Genomic DNA, 20,612 nt, shown 5'->3' on the forward strand with positions numbered 1-20,612 from the left:
TTGCTATTCTCAGAATCAGTTAGCATCCAATGATTAACCAGCGCGAAATTACTCTATTTCCCCTGGCCCTGACGGGGAGAACCCTATGTCTCAGCATGAACTGATTAGCGAATTTTTACTTGCCGCGCAGCAGGGCGATATCACTGCCCTTAAATCCTGTCTGGATAACGGTGTTGATATTAACTGCACCAACCGCCAGGGCAGAACGGCAATTACCCTTGCCAGCCTGAATAAACACTACGAGGCGGTCTCGTATTTACTTTCTGAAGGCGCGGATATTGATAAGCAGGACGAAACGCGTGATTGACCACTGGTCGCCGTTTGGCCTCGGCGACATGCTGGAAAAAGCCAATCTTTACATCCAGCGCTATATTCGCCCCACTGAATTTACCCTGTTGCGCTCGCTGGCGATCGCCACCGGGGACGTGCTACCGCTGGATGATAAAGGCCAGCGCGCCTGGCCGAAGGCGCAGGATGAAGCCAGTTTTGTGCTGGTGGCGGCGTCCTGTTCGGCAGAAGCGGTGGCGCGGATTTCACCCCGCGCGGCTACCTTTCACCTGGGAAGTCTGGTGTGGGGAAATGTCACGAAAGCCTGAAGCAAGCCGCCGTCGCAAGACGGCGGTGTCGCGTTAAATCACGCCGCTCTGTTGCAAAATCCCTTTTATCTGGCTTTTCATCTCGTCCGTCAGCGGGGAGGCGGGAGGCAGACTGTTGCAGGAAATATCCAGCCCGGTGAGCTGAAGCGCATATTTAATGGCGTTGTAGAACGGCAGATCGATGCCGTACAGCGGCGGGATCAGCGACAGGCGCTGCTGGAGTTCCACCGCTTTGGCGTAATCCTGCTCGCGCCAGGCTTTAAGAATGCCGCAGGTCAGCTGGGGCGCAAAGTTAGCGCTGGCCGGAATACAGCCGTCGCCGCCTAAAATCAACGTACCAAACAGATATTCATCATAACCAGCGAACACCGCGAAATCCGGTCGTACCGGTTTTACCGCCGCCAGGGTTTCGCGGATATGCGACAGCGTGTCCACGGTATCTTTTAGCCCGACAATGTTCGGGCAGGTTTTTGCCAGCTCGACAATCACCGATACCGGCAGCGGCTGCCCGGTCAGGGCCGGGAAGTTATACAGCAGTACCGGCAGTTCCAGTGCCGTGCTGATGCGCTGATAGTGGGCAATCAGATTGCTTTCGCTGAGCGGATTATAGAACGGGTTGATTGCCACTACACCGTCAGCCCCGCAGCGCTGGGCGTGTAATCCCAGCTCAATCGCCTGTTGGGTGCCAGAATGCCCAATGCCGATCAGTACCGGTTTACGTCCCGCCACCTGCTTAATACAAAATTCTGCAATTTCCTGGCGCAGCGCGTCGGACATATGAGCGAATTCCCCGGCGCTGCCGAGAAAAAATAGCCCGTCGATATCGCTGGCGACCAGCCGTTCAATGAGCCGTGCCTGCTGTTGTGGTGAAAAGCGGCCTTCATCGTCGAAAAGGGTGGCAACCGGAGGGATAACGCCGTGAAACAGTGGGGTACTCATCATCAGGACTCCTGCGTTAAAGGGCAAAAGGTAAAGGCGAGCAAGGCTTGTAGTTATCAGTTCCCATCAAAAGTGTATGTGGCGCATCAGAGGGTGCAAGCCCCAATTGCAATCTCTGGAATGTGTGTCTCTTTTTTTCAGAACCTTGTTTCACTTTAAGCGTCATTGCCGATTTGGTTGCATTAATGTTGCTGTAATGTATCCATTTGGTGATTTAAAGCACAATTCTGGACGCGGTTTGTGGATCGCTGCGTTTTTAAGCGTATACCTTTTTCATCCATATCATGGATTATATGTCCACAATGTGAACAAAGAGGGCGATATGAGTGACAACACAATGACCAGCGATGCAGAAACCCTGCGCCGAATGCCGTACCAGTTTGACCAACCGAAAGAGATGATCCCGGATCTGGTGGTGCCGGGCGCGATCCCGACCGACGAGCGGATCTGGGTGCCGCAGGCGGACAATGTCTGGTTCCGTCCCTTGTGCCTGAGCCGCTCGGGCGGGTACTGGATGAACCTGCTGCGGGTACGTAAATCCGGCGTGTTAAGCCGCCACCGCCATCCGGGGCCGGTGCATGCGTTCGTGCTGAAAGGCCGCTGGCGCTATCTTGAGCACGACTGGGAAGCCACCGAAGGCGCTTATGCGTTCGAACCGCCGGGAGAAACCCATACCCTGGTAGTGGATGAAGGTGTGGAAGAGATGATCACCCTGTTCCAGGTGCACGGCTGTATGTATTACGTCGATCCCTGGGGTAATCACGCCGGATTCGAAGATGTGTTCACCAAAATCGATATGTGCCGCAAGCACTACGCCGAATGTGGCCTGGGTGCGGACTACGTCGACCAGTTCATCCGATAGCTGTCTGTCCTTTCACCTGCACATAATAATTAAAGAGACATCGCTATGACTTCTGTCCCTAAAACTCAACGCGTGGCGCGCATTCAGTTAGTTGCGATCCTGTTTCTGACTATTGCCGGCGTCATCAACTATATCGACCGCAGCGCGCTCTCCATCGCAAATACCACCATCCGCGAAGAGATGCATATTACGCCCACCGAGATGGGCTGGCTGCTGTCGGCATTTTCCCTGGCTTATGCCTTTTCCCAGCTTCCTGTGGGGGCGCTGCTCGATCGCTTCGGCGCGCGCATGATGCTGGGTTTCGGCATGTTTTTCTGGTCGGTGGCCCAGGCTGCTTGCGGGATGGTCAACTCCTTGAGTACGTTTCTGGTTTCCCGCGCCGTACTGGGCGTGGCGGAAGCGCCGCTGTTCCCGGCGGGCGCGAAGGTGATCAGCGAATGGTACAACCTGAAAGAGCGCGGTACACCCACCGGGATCTTCGTCGCCTCCAGCTGTATCGGCCCCTGCATCGCGCCGCCGCTGTTAACGGTAATTATGCTCACCGTCGGCTGGCGCTGGATGTTTATCATCACCGGCATACTCGGCGTCATGCTGGCTATCGGCTGGTATCTGATTTACCGCAACCGTAACGAAGTGACACTAACCCAGGAAGATAAACAGTACCTCGACGCGGGCGAGCGTTTTACCGATACCGAGAAGAAAATCACCGGACGCGAGTGGCGCGGGCTGTTCACGCACGCGACGACCTGGGGGATGCTGCTCGGATTTATGGGCGTGATCTATATGGTCTGGCTGTACCTGACCTGGCTGCCGGGCTATCTGGAACATGCGCGCGGATTATCGCTGGCGCGTACCGGCTGGGTGGTGGCGATCCCGTACATTTTCGGCATGGTTGGCATGGTGGTTGCCGGGCGGGTGGTGGATATCTTAGCCAACCGCGGCATCAGCGTGATCAACAGCCGTAAGTGGCCGGTATGCCTGGGTCTGCTGGGCGGCGCGGCATTTACCGTTCCGGCGATCTTCACCACCAGCACCACGCTGGCGGTGGGTTATATCTGCCTGGCGATGTTCTTTATCAACCTGGCGAGCGCGGCCTGCTGGACCATGGCGACGGTAATTGTGCCCAAGCGCCAGGTGGCGTCCCTCGGCAGTATCCAGAACTGCGGTGGCTATTTCGGCGGTTCTCTCGCGCCCATTATTACCGGCGCTATCGTTGAGCGTACCGGGGTATATGACAACGCGCTGCTGGTCAGCGCCGGGATCGCCGTGCTGGCTGCCGCCGTTTACTTCGTTTTAGTCAAAAAACCGCTGCCGGATGACAGTGCCGTTACCGATATTCACCACGAGGCCAATAATTATGACGTTTCACGCTGAGCTTTTCGCCGGTAAAACTGCGCTGGTCACCGGAGGGACCTCCGGGATCGGCGCAGGTATCGCCACCATGCTGTCGCAGTTGGGGGCCAGCGTCATCGCCGCCGGGGTCAACAGCGAGTGCAACAACCTGCCGCGCGGCATCACGGTTCGCGAGCTGGATGTGCGCAACACCACACAGATCCAGCATATTGTTGATGATCTCCCCCGGCTTGATATCCTCATCAACTGCGCCGGGGTGATTAAGCGCGGCGCCGAGCATCAGATTGATACTTTTGAAGACGTCATTGATATCAACCTGAACGGCACGCTGCGCTGCTGCGCCATAGCCCGGCCTAAGCTTGCGCAAAGCGCGGGCTGCATTGTGAATACCGCTTCGATGCTGAGCTTCTTTGGCGGCGGGCTGGTGCCCGGTTACAGCGCCAGTAAAGGTGGCGTGATGCAGCTGACCAAATCCCTGGCAATTGCTTATGCCGACGAGCAGATCCGCGTTAACGCGATCGCCCCCGGCTGGATTGCCACCCCATTAACCCAGGCGTTGCAGGATGATGCTGAACGCGCCGGGCCGATCCTGTCGCGTACCCCGCTAAAACGCTGGGGTACGCCGGAGGATGTGGCCCAGGCCGTTACCTTCCTGTGCAGCCCGGCGGCATCCTTTATTACCGGCACAATTCTGGCCGTGGATGGAGGATACCTGACCGTATAACCCGAAAAGAGACGATGGAAAACACGCACGCTGTACCCGGAACTGCCGCATTTCAGAAGTTTATGCGGGCGTTGCAGGCCGTATCGGAAACCCCAGGCCAACTGAATATCAGCGGCCTGGCAAAGCAGCTTGGCATGCCGCGCCCCACCGTGCACCGCATTGTCGAGGCGCTGGTGGTGGAAGGGATGCTCAGATACGACAACGACACCCTGAACCTCGGGCCGCGCCTGGTGAGCCTTGCCTGGCGCAGCCTGGAGACCCACGATCTGCGGCAGATCGCCAGACCGCATATTGAGCAGTTGCGCGACCGGCTGGATGAAACCGTCCACCTCGCCATCCCCGATGGCCTGGAAATGGTTTACATCGATAAGCTGGAAGCCAATCGCACAGTGCGGATGGCCTCGCGGATCGGGACCCGCGTGAGTCTGTTTTCCAGTTCTGTTGGGAAAGCGTGGCTGGCGGCGCACAGCGCCGGGCAGGTCGAGCAGATGTTGGCGAAAATTACCCCGACGTCTTTCACGCAGCATACGATCACTGACCGGGCGGGCATCACTGAAGAGATCAATCGCACCCGCGAACGTGGCTATTCGCAGGATATTCAGGAAAACGAACTGGATATCTGCTGCTACGGAAGTGCGATTGTTAACAGCGGCCAGCAGGCGGTGGGGTGTATCAGCGTGAGTATGCCAACTTACCGGTTCGACGCCTTGCAGGCCGATGACGCCATCGGTGCGATCCGCGCCTGCGTGGCGGCCATCCAGAAGCAACTGGTGTAGCCCGCTTTTCCGTATTTTGCTGACGGCAAATCCCGGAGAAGAACATGCATGTGAATAATGGTTTTCCGCAATACGATTTTTCTGGCCGCGTGGTGGCGGTGACCGGCGCGGCGCGCGGTATTGGCGAGGCGATAAGCGCCCGCTTTCAGCAGGCGGGCGCGCAGGTCTGGATGCTGGATGTGGATTATCCCGCCCGCGACGGCTTTCAACTGCCGCTGGATATCATCCAACCGGCCTCACTGGCAGCAGCGCGCGAGGCGATCCTGCAAACCAGCGGCAGGCTGGACACGTTGGTCCACTGTGCCGGTTTCGCGGGCCCGACGATGCCGCTGATTGATTACGATCCGGCTATCTGGCGGCAAATTGTCGACGTTAATCTGAACGGCACATTTGAGGTATGTCGAACCTTTGTTCCGGCGTTGCTGGCCCAGCCGCAGAGTTGGCTGGTGAATCTGGCGTCGCTGGCGGGCAAAGAGGGTACGCCGAACGCGTCGGCCTACAGCGCGGCGAAAGCGGGGGTGATCGCCCTGACAAAATCCCTCGCCAAAGAACATGCGCAAAGCGGCTTGCGGGTAAACTGCATCGCGCCCGCCGCGATTGAAACGCCGCTATTGGCCCAGATGGCGCCTGAGCATGTGGCGACCATGATTGCTAAATCACCCCAGGGGCGGTTAGGCACCGTGGAAGAAGTGGCGGAAATGGCGATGTGGCTCAGTTCCGCCGCGTGTACCTTCAACAGCGGGGCGGCGTTTGACTTGTCCGGCGGAAGGGCGACCGGCTAAATAAAATTTTGCTGCTGTCACCTGCCGGGGACTTACGCCTTAATAGCAGGTGACATTTCTCTCTATTGATATTTGCCAGTTTTACTGGATATTTTTTGCAGTAAGAATTCGTCTTGCGCCCAAATAATGGTCCTGCCAAAAATCGCCGTCAAAATGGCTAATACGAATATTTAAACCCGTACGCGGTGCTTCAATAAAATCGCCCTCGCCGAGATATACCCCCACATGATCGGCATGTTCGCCCTGAGAGTGAATAGCAAAGAAGATTAAGTCTCCGCGCTTGAGGTCATTTTTGGCAACCGGGTGCGCGTGTTTATCGTGATACATTTCATTAGCGGTACGCGGAAGCCTGGACAGCAAATGTTGGTTATAAGCAAAAAAGACCAGGCCACTGCAATCGAACCCCCGTGCAGGCGAGGCTCCGCCCCAGACATACGGCTTACCAAGCTGGTCTTGCAGCCGCTTCACGACCTTTTCCGTGGTGTCACGCAGGTGGTCGCTATAAAAACTCTCAGCGCTGTCTGCCAGATGGTTCTGGTGGGTATGCTCTGACGTATAAGGGCCCGCAAGCCATTGGGAATATCCATTCATTCCATCCCACTCCGGGTTATAGGCAAAGGAGGAGGGAATAACATGACGCGTTCCGTTGTTTTTTTTATCTTTTACCTTATTTGTTTTCCGCGACTTTATTGTTTTTGTGCGCTTATTTACCCGTGACCGCGTTTGATAGGTTTTTTCAGTATGTGTTTTTAATATCGACGTTGATTTATGAGCCGCATAGGTTTGCTGGCAGAGAAAAGTAAAAATTAACAGCAGAGCGAGCGAAATCTTTTTACGCAGCATAGTTAACCATAAAAGGGGGTGATGTCTGGTGGTGAAATATTGCTGAAAAAAATAATAGCACGCCACGATGCGGTGATTTTTTACGTGTTCTGTATTGAATGTGTAGCGTTATTAAACCCACTGCCATCGTAAAAATTGCGTTATAGCTTCCACGATTTATTGCAGTTTTGCTGAGGAAGGCCCATTCCCTGGAATCAAACTCGACGTGTCTAAAAATCATCAGTGATTTTTCATTTAACCCGCCCCATCATGCGCATTATCGCTTTACACCTATATAGGTTTGAATCTATATTGATAAGGAGGTCATGTGTGGTTAATCGCTACGACAGACAGGTTTGATGACTGGTTAAGCGTGCAGAATGATACCGACCGTGCCAGCGTACTTGCTGCAATGATGGTGCTGGAAGATAAGGGGCCGGGATTAGCGCGGCCGTATGCCGATACGGTTCATGGATCGCGTTTCAGTAATATGAAAGAGCTGCGCGTGCAGAGTCGGGGCGATCCCATTCGCGTGTTGTTTGCCTTCGATCCTTCCCGTACTGGCATTCTGCTGTGTGCGGGTAATAAGGTCGGCAATGACAAGCGCTTCTATGATGAGATGATCCCTATCGCCGACCATGAATTCAGCGAATATTTGAACCAATTTTACGACGAGGAGTAATGCAATGGGCAGAACGCTGGAACAGCTGCTTGCGGATGAAAAGCCTGAGGTCGTCGCCGAAGCGCGGGCGATGGCCACGGAGATCCTGCTCAATATCCACCTTGCGGAACTGCGCGAAAAAGTGAAGAAAACCCAGGTGGAGATGGCGCAGGCGCTGGGCATTAAACAGCCGACTGTAGCAGGGATGGAAAAGCCGGGGCGCGATTTAAAACTCTCTTCGCTGAAGCGCTATGTGGAAGCGGCGGGCGGTAAGCTGCGGCTGGATGTGGAATTGCCTGACGGTTCGCACTACGGATTTGTGCTGTAAACGCGCCGGCTTTAGAAAGCAAAAAAGCAGATGTCTTGCGACATCTGCTTTTTCAAATTTGGCTCCTCTGACTGGGATCGCCTTTGCCATTAACTGGCTGATTGGTAAGCTAAAGTAAAATTTCTTGGTTGTCAAGACCACCAGAATGACCACCTTTTTACTACTGACTTTTCCTCCCGTCATGCAAGCCAAGTACAATGAACCAGCATATCATCTATACCATATCTGCCTGCATATCCAGACGTAGCTCAGCGGTGAGATATGAACCAATTCGAAGCAAATCAATCAGCAGCAGACATGAATTTTTAACCATATAAAAATATGGGATTAAGTTTCTGACATTTGCATAATGTCAGGTAAAATACGCACTTAACTACCATCACAATAGTGATTGAGCGTAGCATAATAAGTGTCCGTACCACCTTTCGAATTCAAGCCGCCCCAGAAAGTATTTCACATAGCCCTCTATTGTTGTGTCTGGTGCGTTAAACGTCCATACCTGATTTTCAAAATGCAGTTGTGCCAGAAGGAATTGAAGATATGCAGTCCGAACAAAATCACAACTCCCGACATCTTCCATTACCACAAAGTGTCAGAGAAGCCATTACCGCAGCAAGAAAACAGGCCGGTACGTTTTACGCTTTTACCGAAGCAGATACACCACTACTGATTCAATCCCAGGATGGTACGGCGAGCGGTAAAAGCTATAACGTTTTTGCTCAATACATCGAAAGCGTAAATCCAGCAATCAACCCTGGCAATAGTCATCGCAATCTGGTGTTTATCACACCGTTGAAATCACAAATTGACATCCCGGAACAACTCATCGCTCGCGCCCGAGATAAGAAGATTGAATTGTTACCTTATCTTTCGCAAGGGGATGTCGCAGATCTTGGTTTTACGTCATGGGTCAAATCTCCTGAAGGGAAAACACCTACAAACCGGGAACGTTATCGTCGCTGGATCAAGCAAGCCAACGAATTGATGTCGGGTGAAATTCAGCTTATTTTTCAACGTCTGAAAGCTGAAGTTGATGCACGTAATAGTTTGGAAGTACGTCTGGAAACAGAGATTAAAGTGGGGGCAACGTTTGAACAAAAACGTCTGGAGGATGAGTTACGTCTCAATAGTTTTCATTTAGCCGGCCGCTTACAGGAAGCGACTGTGGCGATGCTTAATGCCCTGAATCAGGATCTGGCGGCTTTACTTGATGGGGAGGCGACTAACCCTCGATATGCACTGGCGACGGAAATGGTTAAACATCTTTTCCCGTTTCAGATTGCACTGTATCGCCGATGTATCCTGTTGGCCACGACGAAAAAGTTCGATGGCAGTGTGCTGTTACTGAAACGCGATAAAGAAGGCGGCTATCACCGGAGTTCACAAAACCTGGACCACGTTCTGGGTCAGAAAAAAAGCCTCAAAGTGAATCCGTTAGGCGAGATTGCTAACCAGACTAATCCACAGCGAATTGAGAGCTTAAAAGAGCAATATTGGATAACCGACGAAGACTCACCTTTTGCACAACGTGATATTCGTTTTACATTAGTTCTGGACGAAGAGCACGAAGCCTACCGTATCTTCCAGCAGAATGTTTGCCAGACATTAATGAACGACGATCAGCAACTTCCTTCGTTACTGGCAATTTTACATCGTGTACTGGAATATGTGGATGAATGTTCTTCAGATGAAAGAGCGCCAGGGTATACCCCTCTGAAAAATTATGTCGATGAGATCAACAAAGCCTTATTACAATGTGATTTACGACCAGATTTCGATCTTAAGAAGCTGACCAGACTCTTTAGAAATAGTTTGCTTGATATCGTCGTCGATAGCCGTAATGCTGAGCAGGTTATCGCGTTAATTGGTAATATTTTCAGTTATCAGATTCAGCGATTTTACCGTGAGTCAGATCTTCGTCGTATTCATTTACGTAGTCACGGGCGTCACTCATACACTGAAGTCTATGTTTCTGAAGATGAAAAAAAAGTTCCAGATGAATTTACCTTATATGAACTGTATCAGACACTGACCGCTCTATTATTAGCCTCTGCTCGGCTGGAAACACCCAAACATGTCTGCGATTTGCTGGCACAGCAGGAGATGGCAAATCAGAATAACCCATTATCAGTTTTCATTCGTAAAGCCCAAAGCATTAAAGGAGATATAGATCATTTATCTTCCAGTGAGCCTCAGAAAGAACAGTTGATAGATGACTTTTTTACCTATTTTCAACCCAAAACATTGTTTTCCCTTTCGCCACGTGAACAGGTAAGAATTGAGGCTGAACAACTGAGGGGATGGGTATTACTCAAATTTCGGATGGAGTTAATTAAGGAGTTACCCGAAATAGCATTATTACGTGTGCTTTATAATACACGTAATACTATTATTTTACTGTCAGCTACAGCAGGATTTCCTGCAACGTATAATGGGCAGTACAGCCGCCCGTTTCTGGATAAATACGCCCGTGACTTGAACTATCGCATCAGGCAGCGGGATGTTGATTCTGCTTCGCCCCTGTCGGCGATCCGCGATAACAGAAACCTTCACCGCCCTGTAGCGCTGGAGGTATTTGACGATCAGGTACTGGAGTTTTTACCACAAAACGAGGAGCCTGAGTTCAGGAATGCATATCGTTTCTGGCTCAAAATGCTCGAACCATACTCTACATCAGTTCAGTTTAATCGCTATCATAAACGAGAGTTTCATCGTCAGTTACAGAGTATGTTACTTGCGGCCTATACTGGCCGGCACATTTTATGTATTGGGATCAGTAGCCGTTTTTTTGCGATTATCGGGAATTTTCTTCGTGCCAATAAGTTAAGTGCAAATCCCTATCGTGGGGTTGCTATTCTTGACAATGAAACACGTCGGGGGAATGATTTACCTCGTGTATTTGAAATCACTCCTTTTGCTGAGCGGCATAGATTGCGTGTCGTCATGTTTGATTCAAAACTCAACCGGGAAGATCCGGTAAGAGACTATCTGCAAATTGATCACCAAAACTTAGCAATATGCATGGTTTCCCACTTCCAGGGGGCTGGCACAGGGCTTAATTACTATGTCACTTATCCGGTACCGTCAGAACCTACAGGAGCAGATTCAGAGCAAATCGACTTCGATGAATTAGCAATGGTCTGCGGTAGCTACTGGAGTCAGATTAATGCAACTCCATCGCGAAACACGCTGGAAAATTATATTACCTTACTCAAGCATTATGCTCATGGAAGTGTGCCTCGTCAGGTTGGTGATTTCGATACGGATCTAGTTGATTCTGATGCTGCCCAATTGCTGGATACTGAACATACCGTCGAGCTTCATAAAATTGCAATGCAAACTATTGGCCGTACAGAACGGCGTGATGCCCAAATGAATGGGGTTATTCGTTTACCTTCTGGTGTTCATCATAATGCATTGTGTGTTTTTCGGGATTTGGATCGTCACCCAAATGCACAATCGTTACTTGCTTCCCTGAGTCTGCATAACCACCTATGGTTCAAACGCTCAAAAAAGGATTTATTAAAAGCCAGCTTTTCTTCCGATAGTCAACGTAGCGAATTTGAAATTAAAGTTGCTAAAGCAATAGATATGTATAGCGACTTTGAAGCTGAACTGAAAAATAAAATTCTGCCACTGGCAAGGCAAGGTGATCGAGATGCAATTGAGTTAAATGAAGCATTACGTCACCGGGACAGTTTTACCGATCCTCAGTCATATATAAAGCGTCTTAAACGCAACGTGATTATTAAGAAAAATGCTTACCTTAGCGACTGTGTAAGCCATTTTTATCTGGAGCGTACTGCCGATTGGAAAAGTGTAATACTGGCTAAAACCTTAGATGGTTATGGATTAACAGATATTTCAGCTGGAGCAAATCCATACAAACCGGAATATTGTTTACCCCAATATCATGAAGCCATGGCTGAAGAGTCATCCGGAACTGAACAGCGTATTTTTGCGAAGATTCTGGGATTAGATGCCAAGCCTTTACAACAATACATCCCCATTCCTTCATTGATGCCACTTCTAATTGGCAATATTGGTGAATGGCAATTACATCTTGTGCTCCAGGAAATGAATATTACGCCCATTCCATCACAAGAGCTATCACACTATCTGGATAGTCATTGTTATGAGTTGTTTGATGTGTATTGCATTAACAAGAACCGAATTGTTGCAATCGATGTAAAAAACTGGCGAATGCAAGGAAATAACCGTCAATTAGCGAAAAAAATGCATAATAACTCATTGGGAAAAGTCAGTGAGTTGCAGAAAATAGTTGCAGCAAAAACACAGTTTGATGGTGTTGACGTCGTTTATCTTAATACCCGATATGCTTTAAACAGCCTCAACATTCGTGCCGAACACTCTAACCATAAGGGCATCTGCTATTATAACCTTTTTAAAAATATTTCATCTTATGAAAAAGATAATGGCAAAAATCCTTATGATGCAAAAATAAAATCAGAATTAAGAATAAATCAATACTTACTTAATATTTTAGGAGTGAATTATGACTGATGTAACTGATAGTCTACAGCATAATGAAACGGATGTTGTGATGGCTGCCGAATGGGACCTTCAGCCTCCAGATTATGCACCTAAAGCACGAACACAGCTCTTTGATATTCATGATGCTGCAGATGTAATGTTGGAAAAACTTCTGCAATTACCCTCGACAAATGATTGGGGAATTGATGCTATCTGTATCACTAAGGTAAAAGAATACTCCATGAAATGGGATGATTTTTTTATTGAATTGCACAGAGAAATTCAAAATATATTATCGTTAAAATTGGGAGTGAAGAATAACAGGGAGTTCCAGTATCAAACGTTAAAAAAAGCAAACAACTATCTAGTGATGTTTCTTTCACCAGATGCCCGTCCGTATTATCAATGGATTAATGAAGTAAAAATAAAGGGCTTTGATCAATATAAAATTTCTCAAACTGTGCTCGGGCTGCGTCTGAAACTACATTTTTTAGATAATGCCGGAAAGTATTTTGATGTGAGTCATGGGGCTTATAATAGCGAAATTTTTCTGGGTGCCGTCGTACAAAAAGAAGAACCAGACAAGAGAGGAAACTATTACGTCGATGCATTGCAAAGTGACCTCTTTTACAGCCCGGATTATGGCGACCTCACTTTTACCCTGAAAGGGGTCTGCTTCAGAGCTAAAGCGGAAGAGCTTGGTGTACTCAGCGATTATGGTCGGATTCTGATTAAGGGTAAAAAATCATTGCAGTTGTTTGAGAAAGTAGATGGTAGAAAATACCGGAAAATGCCCTATATGCGTTTTGCCAGTAAAGCTTATTCTGGCTGCAAAAATCATGCAGAAAATCTGGTTCAAAACGTGCTCGGTGATATACTGGCTCAGGCTGACATCGCTTTTTCACCACGTGTTTTTTGTGCAACCCACAGTCAGTTAGACTTTTTAACGACCAATATCAAAGCACTTCAACGCCCGTTAGTTATTATAGACAATCTTGATAATGGCGAAGAACCAGAAGCGCACCAACGATTTATTCACTATCTGAAAAAAGAATTAGGTGCAGTAGATATAATTTCACCTCAGGAACTTATTGATCTTGATAGAAATATTAACTATCTGGTGCTTAATCAGTCTAAAAAAATAAATGGGTCCAGCATTTCCCTTGGTGAAGATACCTTTTTAAACTCTACCTGGCAGGCACTGAATGAGGCAAAAGCGGGTAAAAAAGATCTGTTAGATTATTATTCAAGGCTAAAAGTGGATTTCATCCTTGATTTTGAGAAAAATTATCAGCGAGTCTTTCAGGGATGTAATATTGAAGCCATAGAGCAGAATAAAAAAGACCCTGTTACCCAAGTGGTTAAAAAAGTTCTTAATCCTGTATCTGTCGCTAAGTTGGAAATGATCCGCAGCGAACTCTGGCTAAAAGAAGCTGTGCTGGTGAGAAAGAAACTTACCGGTTTTAGCATTAACGATGGTGAGTACATTCTTGTCTCAATTCGGTGCTCCTCTTCCGGAAACAGAAGAGGGAATGATTTTTATGGCGTTGCTACACCCGTCGTATTCAGCCATGGCGTAATGAACATCGCAGAGCCAAAAATGTATACAAATGAGGTGGATTTCCGTAATAATGTTCCGGGGATGAATATCAACTGTATTGATAAATTGCGTGATGATAATTTCTATCTTGTTGATACAATAAATCAGGTTGTGATTAAGCGATACAATACTGTTCGCATTCCGAGATTATTAGGTTCTTCGGAACGTTGTTCTCTTCAGGTAGCAGAAGAGAATCATGATAAAATTAATAAATTCGGTGCGGCGGATAAAACATGTTTGCCTTACTACTTAACGCCGAAACCTAAAAGTCATGCTGTCAGTCAGTATCAACAACTCTTTATTGAAAAACGAGGCAATGAGGCATTACTTTTTTGTACTAAAAGCAACCAGCCCAACCAGATTATGGACAGGGCAACCTTAGTTTATAATTTGGTGGCGACAACATTTGACGGTAAAGAGGTTGATGTGATGACGCAACCAGCAACTGAATTACTGTTGCGAACTTTAACTTACGATACCACCCGTTATAATGAAGTCAGTCAGACATCTCTTCTGGAAAAGATATCGCGTTTGATGCTGCATAACTAATTTTATCAGCTTTTAACGTGGGTTATTCTTGATCAGGCCATGTGTTATGGCCTGAATATTTTTAAACCAGATAATATCGAACCTGTTCGTTCACTGAATCAACTCCGGCAACCTATAAAGCAAACGCCTGGCAGATGGCCAGCCTGCATCCATAAAAATATCCAGACTTTCTATCAAACAGGTACGTCGGTGTTCTTCTTCAAAAATGATTTTATAGTCGGCAAGAAACACCCCCATCATTTTTACCAGCTGTTCCATTCCCATATGTTCGTTCTGGAAACCAAACCTTGTTCCGTGACGTAATGCATGGGCCATTAGATCAAAACATTTTGCAGGATCGACAGGAACAAGCGTTTCCAGCAGTTCCAGAAGGTTGTAAATAGTGTGTGGCGTGCTGCAATCACCAATGCGCCGCATGTGCAGTTCAGTTTCGTTTAGAAATCTCTTAAGCTCTTCTTTTTCTAATGGTTTCTCAGGATTATGTTTCCCTTCACAAACAAAGCGAAGTTGCAGACATGCTCCGTCTATAATTGCAAAACAGCGTCTTACGTCTTCCAGTTCAATCTCTGTCAGATCGGTGCGGGGTGAAGACTCTTCCAGTTTTTTTCCGGCAGCATCAATAATGCTATAGGCTATATCTAACGCCCGTCGTCTGATTCCAATGTCCTTCGGTGTACTCTGTTCGGCAAAGCCAAGAACGAATCCATCCCTTAATGTAAATAAAATTTGTTTAAGTTCATGGCTATAAATAGTGGGATCGACAATCCAGCATTGAAGAATATCATATGCTTCCCTGATTTCATGGACTCCCCAGAGAATTGCCAGATCGATGCTAACTATCTTGCGAATACGGTGCTGACGTTCAGGATCGTTACTAAAACGTCCCAGCAGTTTCTGGATGAGACAGAAAGAACGCGTCGGGTCGGTATATAGCAGACGTCTAATTCCATCCCCAACCATATGCTCTATTATGCCGGTATTGATTTCCTGCTCCACGCGTTCATTCAGGTAATGCCATACGCTATCCGGAGCAATATCCCACAACCTTAACAGGCGTGTTGATGCCTGAAGGCGAACGGCCGGGTGAGGGTCAATCAACATCCTTTCGATATCAGGTTTCAGTCGATCATACAGATCGGGACGTAAAGGAATTACATCCAGAAAAATTCGTGCAGCATCAATCCTCGGTGAAGGAGAGCCCCAGCTAACGCTGTTGGCAAAATTATCCTCGGTATCTTCGTTGACAGTTGGAGATATTGCGCGAGAAGTCATATGCAATAAGTCCAAAAAATGAGGGGTCAGTTCATCTACCTGGTTGTCATTGGCAGGTGGTAATAATTTCTGATCAACAGCCGCAGCGCAGGCCCGAACAATAACATCCTCTGCGGTTGTGCGCACATAGGTATGAATATTTGCAGCATTGAGTTGTTCACGAAGCGGCTCGAGAATGCTAAAAACATCTTCCAGTGATAATTCAGAGGAGAGTGTATTATTTGTTGTTAACCCCAGTGCAGCTTTCGCTGTTTTGACAGCACTGATAACCATGGCATTGGCTGGCTCATTTTGATCCAGACCTTCTATAAAATCATAAGGTATACCCGTGCTAACGTTGACCGGAGAAATATCGAAAAGCCTTTTATTGCCTGATATTTCATCATCCCCCTGCGTATTTTTCAGAAAGTCTCGGGCGGCTTCAGTAGAAAGATTATCTGATCCAATCGCGTTGAAAAGGCGATATAACAGTCGTTTCTTTGCTTCTTCCGGGTAAATATAGCCAGAGAAATTATAATGGAATGCTGCATTTTCCAGCATTTGCCGTTCCTCCACTGGACGCCGGGCAATTCCTTTGCTGACCAAATCGATAGCATCTTTACGAGTATCTTCGTTCTGGATAAACGCTTCCTGCGCTGCAATGGGCCAGAGAAAATCAACCAGGCTATCATTACGTTCATTTGCCGCCAGAAACAGCCTGGCCCAGAAGATTGCCAGTGAGGCTTTTTGACGAATAAGTTCTGCGAGAACTAACACGTCTGGTTCAGTCGCGCTTTTCAAATGCTGAAATAGTTTCTTAACCAGTACTTCTCCGTCATGCGCGTGTTCGCCTGTAGGATTGTACGCCCAGATGTGGCTGCGATCGGCCCTAAGAGAGATATCATTCCCGGAAATGGATAAATGCATCACAGGGGAATCAATAGGATGGCGCCGGGCAACGTATCCATTTAAAGCGTTGACGGCAGCATCAACAGCCTGCTCGGGATGTTGTTCGAGAAAATGGGAGAAAAACTCACCGAGTGAATAACGAGCCGATTCATAGTCCTGTCGGGCATTTGATCTCAAAGGCAGAATTCGGCTGTTCCCAAGCGTAGTTTCCCGTTCTTCGGTGACATCGTAGCTGTAGACAAACTCGAATACCCTGGCGACAAACTCAGGCGCACGATCTGCGATTTTATTGATGTTATAACAGAGTACGGGAATTTCCTCTGAACCAAAATGCTGGAGACGTTTGACGGAAATAATTTGCTCCAGTAAACGGCAAGATGCATCAACATCGGTATTGATAGTATCTGCAACGAGAGGTATAGCACTTCTGACAAAATAGCCCGGCTCACTCTGCTTAAGGCCATAAGAAAGCACGGCGCGGCAGGCTGTACCCAGAATATTGCGTAGATCAGGATCAGTCACCTGCTTAGTAAGCGGATGCAGCAAAAATCGCAACGTCTCCGCGACTTTATTGATGTCAGGCGTTAAAGCAGAGACCAGGTATACCCATGGAAGCAGAGCCACTTCTTTTTCATCTTCAAACCGAATTGCCAGCGCGCCGCAGAGATGACTGAGCGTGGAAATAACGTTCTGATCGTCCATTGCCACACGTTTAGCGAGCCAGAGCAGGTCGTTTTGTGCAACAGGATATTCAGCCGCAATTCGGCCTGTCGAACTACGGATAATGGGATCGCCATCGCCATCATTAACCAGATGACTTACTGCTTGCCAGAAACCGTGATGATCTTCGTTATAATCCCAGATTTCCTGGAGCACAAAACCCAGTGCGGGAGAAAGCATCAACCCCTGAGCCTGCTGTTTAGGGAAACGCAAGGTTCCCGCAATGAGTGCGTCAGGATCGAATGATATTTTTGCCGCAGCATAGTCAAAGAGCAGATGATGACGAAACTGTACCCAGCGATCGTTAGCCTCCCTGACGACAACGCCTTCACGAGAGAGTGTATCAATCATATCAGCATCTGCGCCCGTCAACAGGGATGGAGCCCTGAGTGAACGAGTGGCAATCATATGATCAACCAGAGCCTTAAGACACTGCCGGGCGTTCAGCCCATGTTTCTCAACGCGATACTGCCAGTAGAGTTTTAATAATTCGCTCTGGGATGAAATACGACTCAGATTAATATCCGCATATTGCGAAACCAGGTCAGCCAGCAATCGTGTATTAAATGGTACTTTTGCTAAATCGTGAAGCCTGTCAGAAGCCTGCTTAAGTGCTGCTGTCAGCGCCGAAGATTGTTCCAGTAACTGGCTGAATTCGCTATCTGACCAGCGTGGAATAACAATATGGCGAACCGAAGAAAACTGCGTATCGGCACGTTCCGCTACTGGAAGATGACCTTTAAACAGATCGCGAAGCTTCACCCCCATACGCAAATCGAAACTGCGAATAGAGGCAATAACATGCCATCGCCCCTTTTGATTCAGTACCTGTTCAATCAGGGGACGAAAAACGGCCTCACCTTTACCCCCACGGATCGCATCCAGGGCATCAATAATCAGCCAGCCGTGAGACGTACCATCCCATGCTTCAAGCACTTCAGTCAGGCAATGATCTAGCCGGAGTTCACGGCTCAGTCCTTCGAGTGACTCAACCGAATAGTGATCAACTGCCAGTTCAAGAACATCGTCCCCACGATTGCGCAGGCTACGGGCCAGCGCATTTAGTACGCCGCTTTTACCGGCTCCGGGTTCACCAATAATTAATAGCGAGCCGGACTGCACAGCCTGCTCAACCGCATCCTGGCATTCCCTGCGCAAGGTAACCGGCTGGCCGGAGGGATTATCGATGGTTTCATACTGCTGTAAGACATTGGCAACATGTTGAGAGTGGCGGATAAGTTGATGAATATCCGCCTGATATTGTGGCGGTGCTGCCAGTTTAATCCCTTTTCCTGCCAGCATGTTACGTAATAATAATGCATCACAGCCATCGCGTCGGGACATCATCTCCCCACAGGCGGTGACAAGAATACTCAGGGCTGCTGCTGAGTCGGTTTCTCTGGCAAGGCTGCGACTAAGTCGCATCTGAAGTGTTGATGCGATATTTGCAACATCAACAACGTGAACGACAATCAGACGGGCAAGTTCGACTAACAGATTTGATGGCCGGGGCTCCGTGGTAATCCGGCCCCACGCGGTGGACACACAATGTTCGAAAATATCAGACGCTAATTTCTGTTTCCTGTTCATAGCTCCGCGGCCTTGCTGGGAAAGATGGCGTAACGCGGCGGAAAGATCGGTCCGAACAGTCGCTGATGCTTTGATGCTTACGGCTAAAATCAGCCGATCTTTCTCCGGCGATAGAGGGCGGTTCCACTCCAGAGAACCATCACCATCCCGACAGGTTAGCCAGTGTCGGACGAACTGTTCAATTGTCCGGTAAAAAGGGCTCTTTTCATTGTTTGAAAGTGGGACGGTTGTTTTTGCCTGAATTGCGAGAAATCCGCCCACAGACGTTGCCACAAGAATATCATCAACTGGCGCTTCAGTTTCGAAACGAAGCCGAACAGGTGCTGCATCACCCAGTACCAATGAAGGATCCAACGGATCATTACTCATGATCTGAGCGGCGAAAAACGCGCCTAGTTGTTGTTGAAAGACAATACCGCTGCTGGTTGCCGCGCCACCACCGTTTGAGGGGCCGCTCAGATTCGTATCAGACAAGTTCCACCTTCATATCATGAATTCCGTGTTGGCGTTTATTTTACGGACAGACGATTTGTAAAACAAAGAGATAAAAATACAGTACCCGTGTAAAACCATCTTTGTGACAATGGCATTTCAAATGTGGGCTCTTGCCGCCCACCGCCAAACGCAGTATCATTCCTCCGTACCTGCAAAATCAGGTGCCGGGATTGGTCTCCCGGATATACTTTGTTGGCGACATATTGACGCGCCTGCGTCTTTTTTTATGTCGCGAGTCTGGCTCAGAAAGCGATAAACTTTTCGCTTTCATACTTCTATGGTGGGCTGGGCGGGGGCACCGCAAGGTGCGCCGGTTGCCAACAAAGCCGGTAAGACCAACTCCGTCCAGTCCACCACCCATAAGATTGGTCTCTTAGGTGGTGGGTTTATTGACTTTTTGTTGGAGGCTGCCCCTATGGCTACGATCCCCACCCAGATACACCCGTTACTTTCCGTTCCCTTCAATGCCGCCACGGATTTCACCGTACTGGCCGACCACTGCGACCGCTTCGCCGAAACCCTGCTTGAAAACGACGACCCGACGCTGCGGCTGGCGCTCTGCGGACGGCTTGCCGCCTGCCTCGCGATGCTGCGGCCCACGTTGAACGACCCCATCCCGCCCCACCTGATCGAAAGCTTGACCGTTGATACCCTTCCTGCCAGTTATCCTCGCTTTGAACCCGGTTCCGAATTACTTTGTGACTATTCGCTTACGCTGACACAGCTTCTGACGGGGCGGGCGTTGCTGCCGAAAATGGAACGAACGCTGACCGGATTACTGTGTGAATTGGTCTGGTATTTCGCCGCCGAACTCAAAGCCCCGCGCTGGCTGCGCACCGCCGAGGGCGTGACCTTTATCGACGAGGTGGCGGCATGATGCAACAGGACTGGCATCCCGCCGACATTATTGCCGCGTTGAAAAAGCGCGGGACGTCGCTGGCAGCGGTTTCCCGTAACGCCGGGCTGGCGTCCTCCACGCTGGCTAATGCGCTTACCCGCTGCTGGCCCAAAGGCGAAAGATTCATTGCTGAAGCGTTAGATGTTGCGCCTGAGGACATCTGGCCATCGCGCTACCGTAAATCAGAATATCGATAAGGTAAACAGATCCTCCCGATCTTCTGCCTGCCCTTGCGGGTGGGAGATCGAGAGAACGCCAGTGAC

Annotated in this window: 14 protein-coding genes and 2 pseudogenes; 13 read left to right on the top strand and 3 right to left on the bottom strand. The window is 48.9% G+C overall.

Annotation, left to right across the window (positions count from 1 at the left end; translation table 11 throughout):
* Positions 1 to 85: 85 nt before the first annotated feature.
* Positions 86 to 298 (top strand): annotated as a pseudogene (locus RT120_RS07235) (ankyrin repeat domain-containing protein); the annotation flags it as partial.
* Positions 291 to 596 (top strand): annotated as a pseudogene (locus RT120_RS07240) (deaminase); the annotation flags it as partial. The pseudogenes RT120_RS07235 and RT120_RS07240, both read left to right, overlap by 8 nt.
* A gap of 33 nt (positions 597 to 629) precedes the next feature.
* On the opposite strand, the gene RT120_RS07245 reads toward RT120_RS07240, so the two are convergent.
* Positions 630 to 1,538 carry a dihydrodipicolinate synthase family protein gene (locus RT120_RS07245; protein ID WP_312981268.1) on the bottom strand — a complete coding sequence of 303 codons (909 nt, stop codon included), beginning with the start codon at positions 1,536 to 1,538 and terminating at the stop codon, positions 630 to 632.
* Between the two features lie 319 nt (positions 1,539 to 1,857).
* On the opposite strand from RT120_RS07245, the gene RT120_RS07250 reads away from it, so the two are divergent.
* From RT120_RS07250 to RT120_RS07270, 5 genes are read left to right on the top strand one after another with little or no spacing between them, the layout of a single operon-like run.
* Entirely contained in the window at positions 1,858 to 2,397 is a 540-nt protein-coding gene (locus RT120_RS07250; protein ID WP_312981271.1) for a 2,4'-dihydroxyacetophenone dioxygenase family protein, read from the top strand.
* Positions 2,398 to 2,442: 45 nt separating this feature from the next.
* Positions 2,443 to 3,771 carry an MFS transporter gene (locus tag RT120_RS07255; RefSeq protein ID WP_312981274.1) on the top strand — a complete coding sequence of 443 codons (1,329 nt, stop codon included), beginning with the start codon at positions 2,443 to 2,445 and terminating at the stop codon, positions 3,769 to 3,771.
* Positions 3,755 to 4,474: an SDR family NAD(P)-dependent oxidoreductase gene (locus RT120_RS07260; protein WP_312981277.1), complete on the top strand. Its 720-nt coding sequence runs from the start codon at positions 3,755 to 3,757 to the stop codon at positions 4,472 to 4,474. Before RT120_RS07255 ends, RT120_RS07260 begins: the two co-directional genes overlap by 17 nt.
* Before the next feature lie 14 nt (positions 4,475 to 4,488).
* Positions 4,489 to 5,250 carry an IclR family transcriptional regulator gene (locus RT120_RS07265; RefSeq protein ID WP_312981279.1) on the top strand — a complete coding sequence of 254 codons (762 nt, stop codon included), beginning with the start codon at positions 4,489 to 4,491 and terminating at the stop codon, positions 5,248 to 5,250.
* 44 nt (positions 5,251 to 5,294) lie between these two features.
* A complete protein-coding gene (locus tag RT120_RS07270; RefSeq protein WP_312981282.1) occupies positions 5,295 to 6,032 on the top strand; it encodes an SDR family NAD(P)-dependent oxidoreductase in 738 nt (245 codons plus the stop codon).
* 81 nt (positions 6,033 to 6,113) lie between these two features.
* Here RT120_RS07270 and RT120_RS07275 read toward each other — a convergent pair whose 3' ends face one another.
* Positions 6,114 to 6,875 (bottom strand): NlpC/P60 family protein, encoded by a 762-nt coding sequence (locus RT120_RS07275; protein ID WP_312981284.1) that lies wholly within the window; start codon positions 6,873 to 6,875, stop codon positions 6,114 to 6,116.
* A 307-nt stretch (positions 6,876 to 7,182) separates the two neighbouring features.
* Here RT120_RS07275 and RT120_RS07280 point away from each other — a divergent pair, with 307 nt between their 5' ends.
* The 4 genes from RT120_RS07280 to RT120_RS07295 all read left to right on the top strand — a co-directional run bounded on the left by RT120_RS07280 (position 7,183) and on the right by RT120_RS07295 (position 14,486).
* On the top strand, positions 7,183 to 7,536 hold the full coding sequence (locus RT120_RS07280; RefSeq protein WP_312981286.1) for a type II toxin-antitoxin system RelE/ParE family toxin: 354 nt from the start codon (positions 7,183 to 7,185) through the stop codon (positions 7,534 to 7,536).
* A 4-nt stretch (positions 7,537 to 7,540) separates the two neighbouring features.
* A complete protein-coding gene (locus RT120_RS07285) occupies positions 7,541 to 7,843 on the top strand; it encodes a helix-turn-helix domain-containing protein (RefSeq protein ID WP_183170758.1) in 303 nt (100 codons plus the stop codon).
* A 540-nt stretch (positions 7,844 to 8,383) separates the two neighbouring features.
* On the top strand, positions 8,384 to 12,367 hold the full coding sequence (locus tag RT120_RS07290; RefSeq protein ID WP_312981290.1) for a hypothetical protein: 3,984 nt from the start codon (positions 8,384 to 8,386) through the stop codon (positions 12,365 to 12,367).
* The gene (locus RT120_RS07295; protein WP_312981293.1) at positions 12,360 to 14,486 is read left to right on the top strand and encodes a hypothetical protein; all 2,127 of its coding nucleotides are present in this window, start codon (positions 12,360 to 12,362) and stop codon (positions 14,484 to 14,486) included. Before RT120_RS07290 ends, RT120_RS07295 begins: the two co-directional genes overlap by 8 nt.
* A 90-nt stretch (positions 14,487 to 14,576) precedes the next feature.
* Here RT120_RS07295 and RT120_RS07300 read toward each other — a convergent pair whose 3' ends face one another.
* On the bottom strand, positions 14,577 to 19,430 hold the full coding sequence (locus RT120_RS07300) for an ATP-binding protein (RefSeq protein ID WP_312981295.1): 4,854 nt from the start codon (positions 19,428 to 19,430) through the stop codon (positions 14,577 to 14,579).
* Between the two features lie 298 nt (positions 19,431 to 19,728).
* Between RT120_RS07300 and RT120_RS07305 the strand changes: the two genes are divergently transcribed.
* Positions 19,729 to 20,328 carry an ash family protein gene (locus RT120_RS07305; protein WP_312981298.1) on the top strand — a complete coding sequence of 200 codons (600 nt, stop codon included), beginning with the start codon at positions 19,729 to 19,731 and terminating at the stop codon, positions 20,326 to 20,328.
* Entirely contained in the window at positions 20,325 to 20,546 is a 222-nt protein-coding gene (locus RT120_RS07310) for a helix-turn-helix transcriptional regulator (RefSeq protein WP_312981301.1), read from the top strand. The genes RT120_RS07305 and RT120_RS07310 overlap by 4 nt, the downstream gene beginning before the upstream one ends.
* Positions 20,547 to 20,612 lie beyond the last annotated feature (66 nt).

This window comes from Atlantibacter sp. (genome assembly GCF_032062175.1).
Taxonomy (GTDB): domain Bacteria; phylum Pseudomonadota; class Gammaproteobacteria; order Enterobacterales; family Enterobacteriaceae; genus Atlantibacter.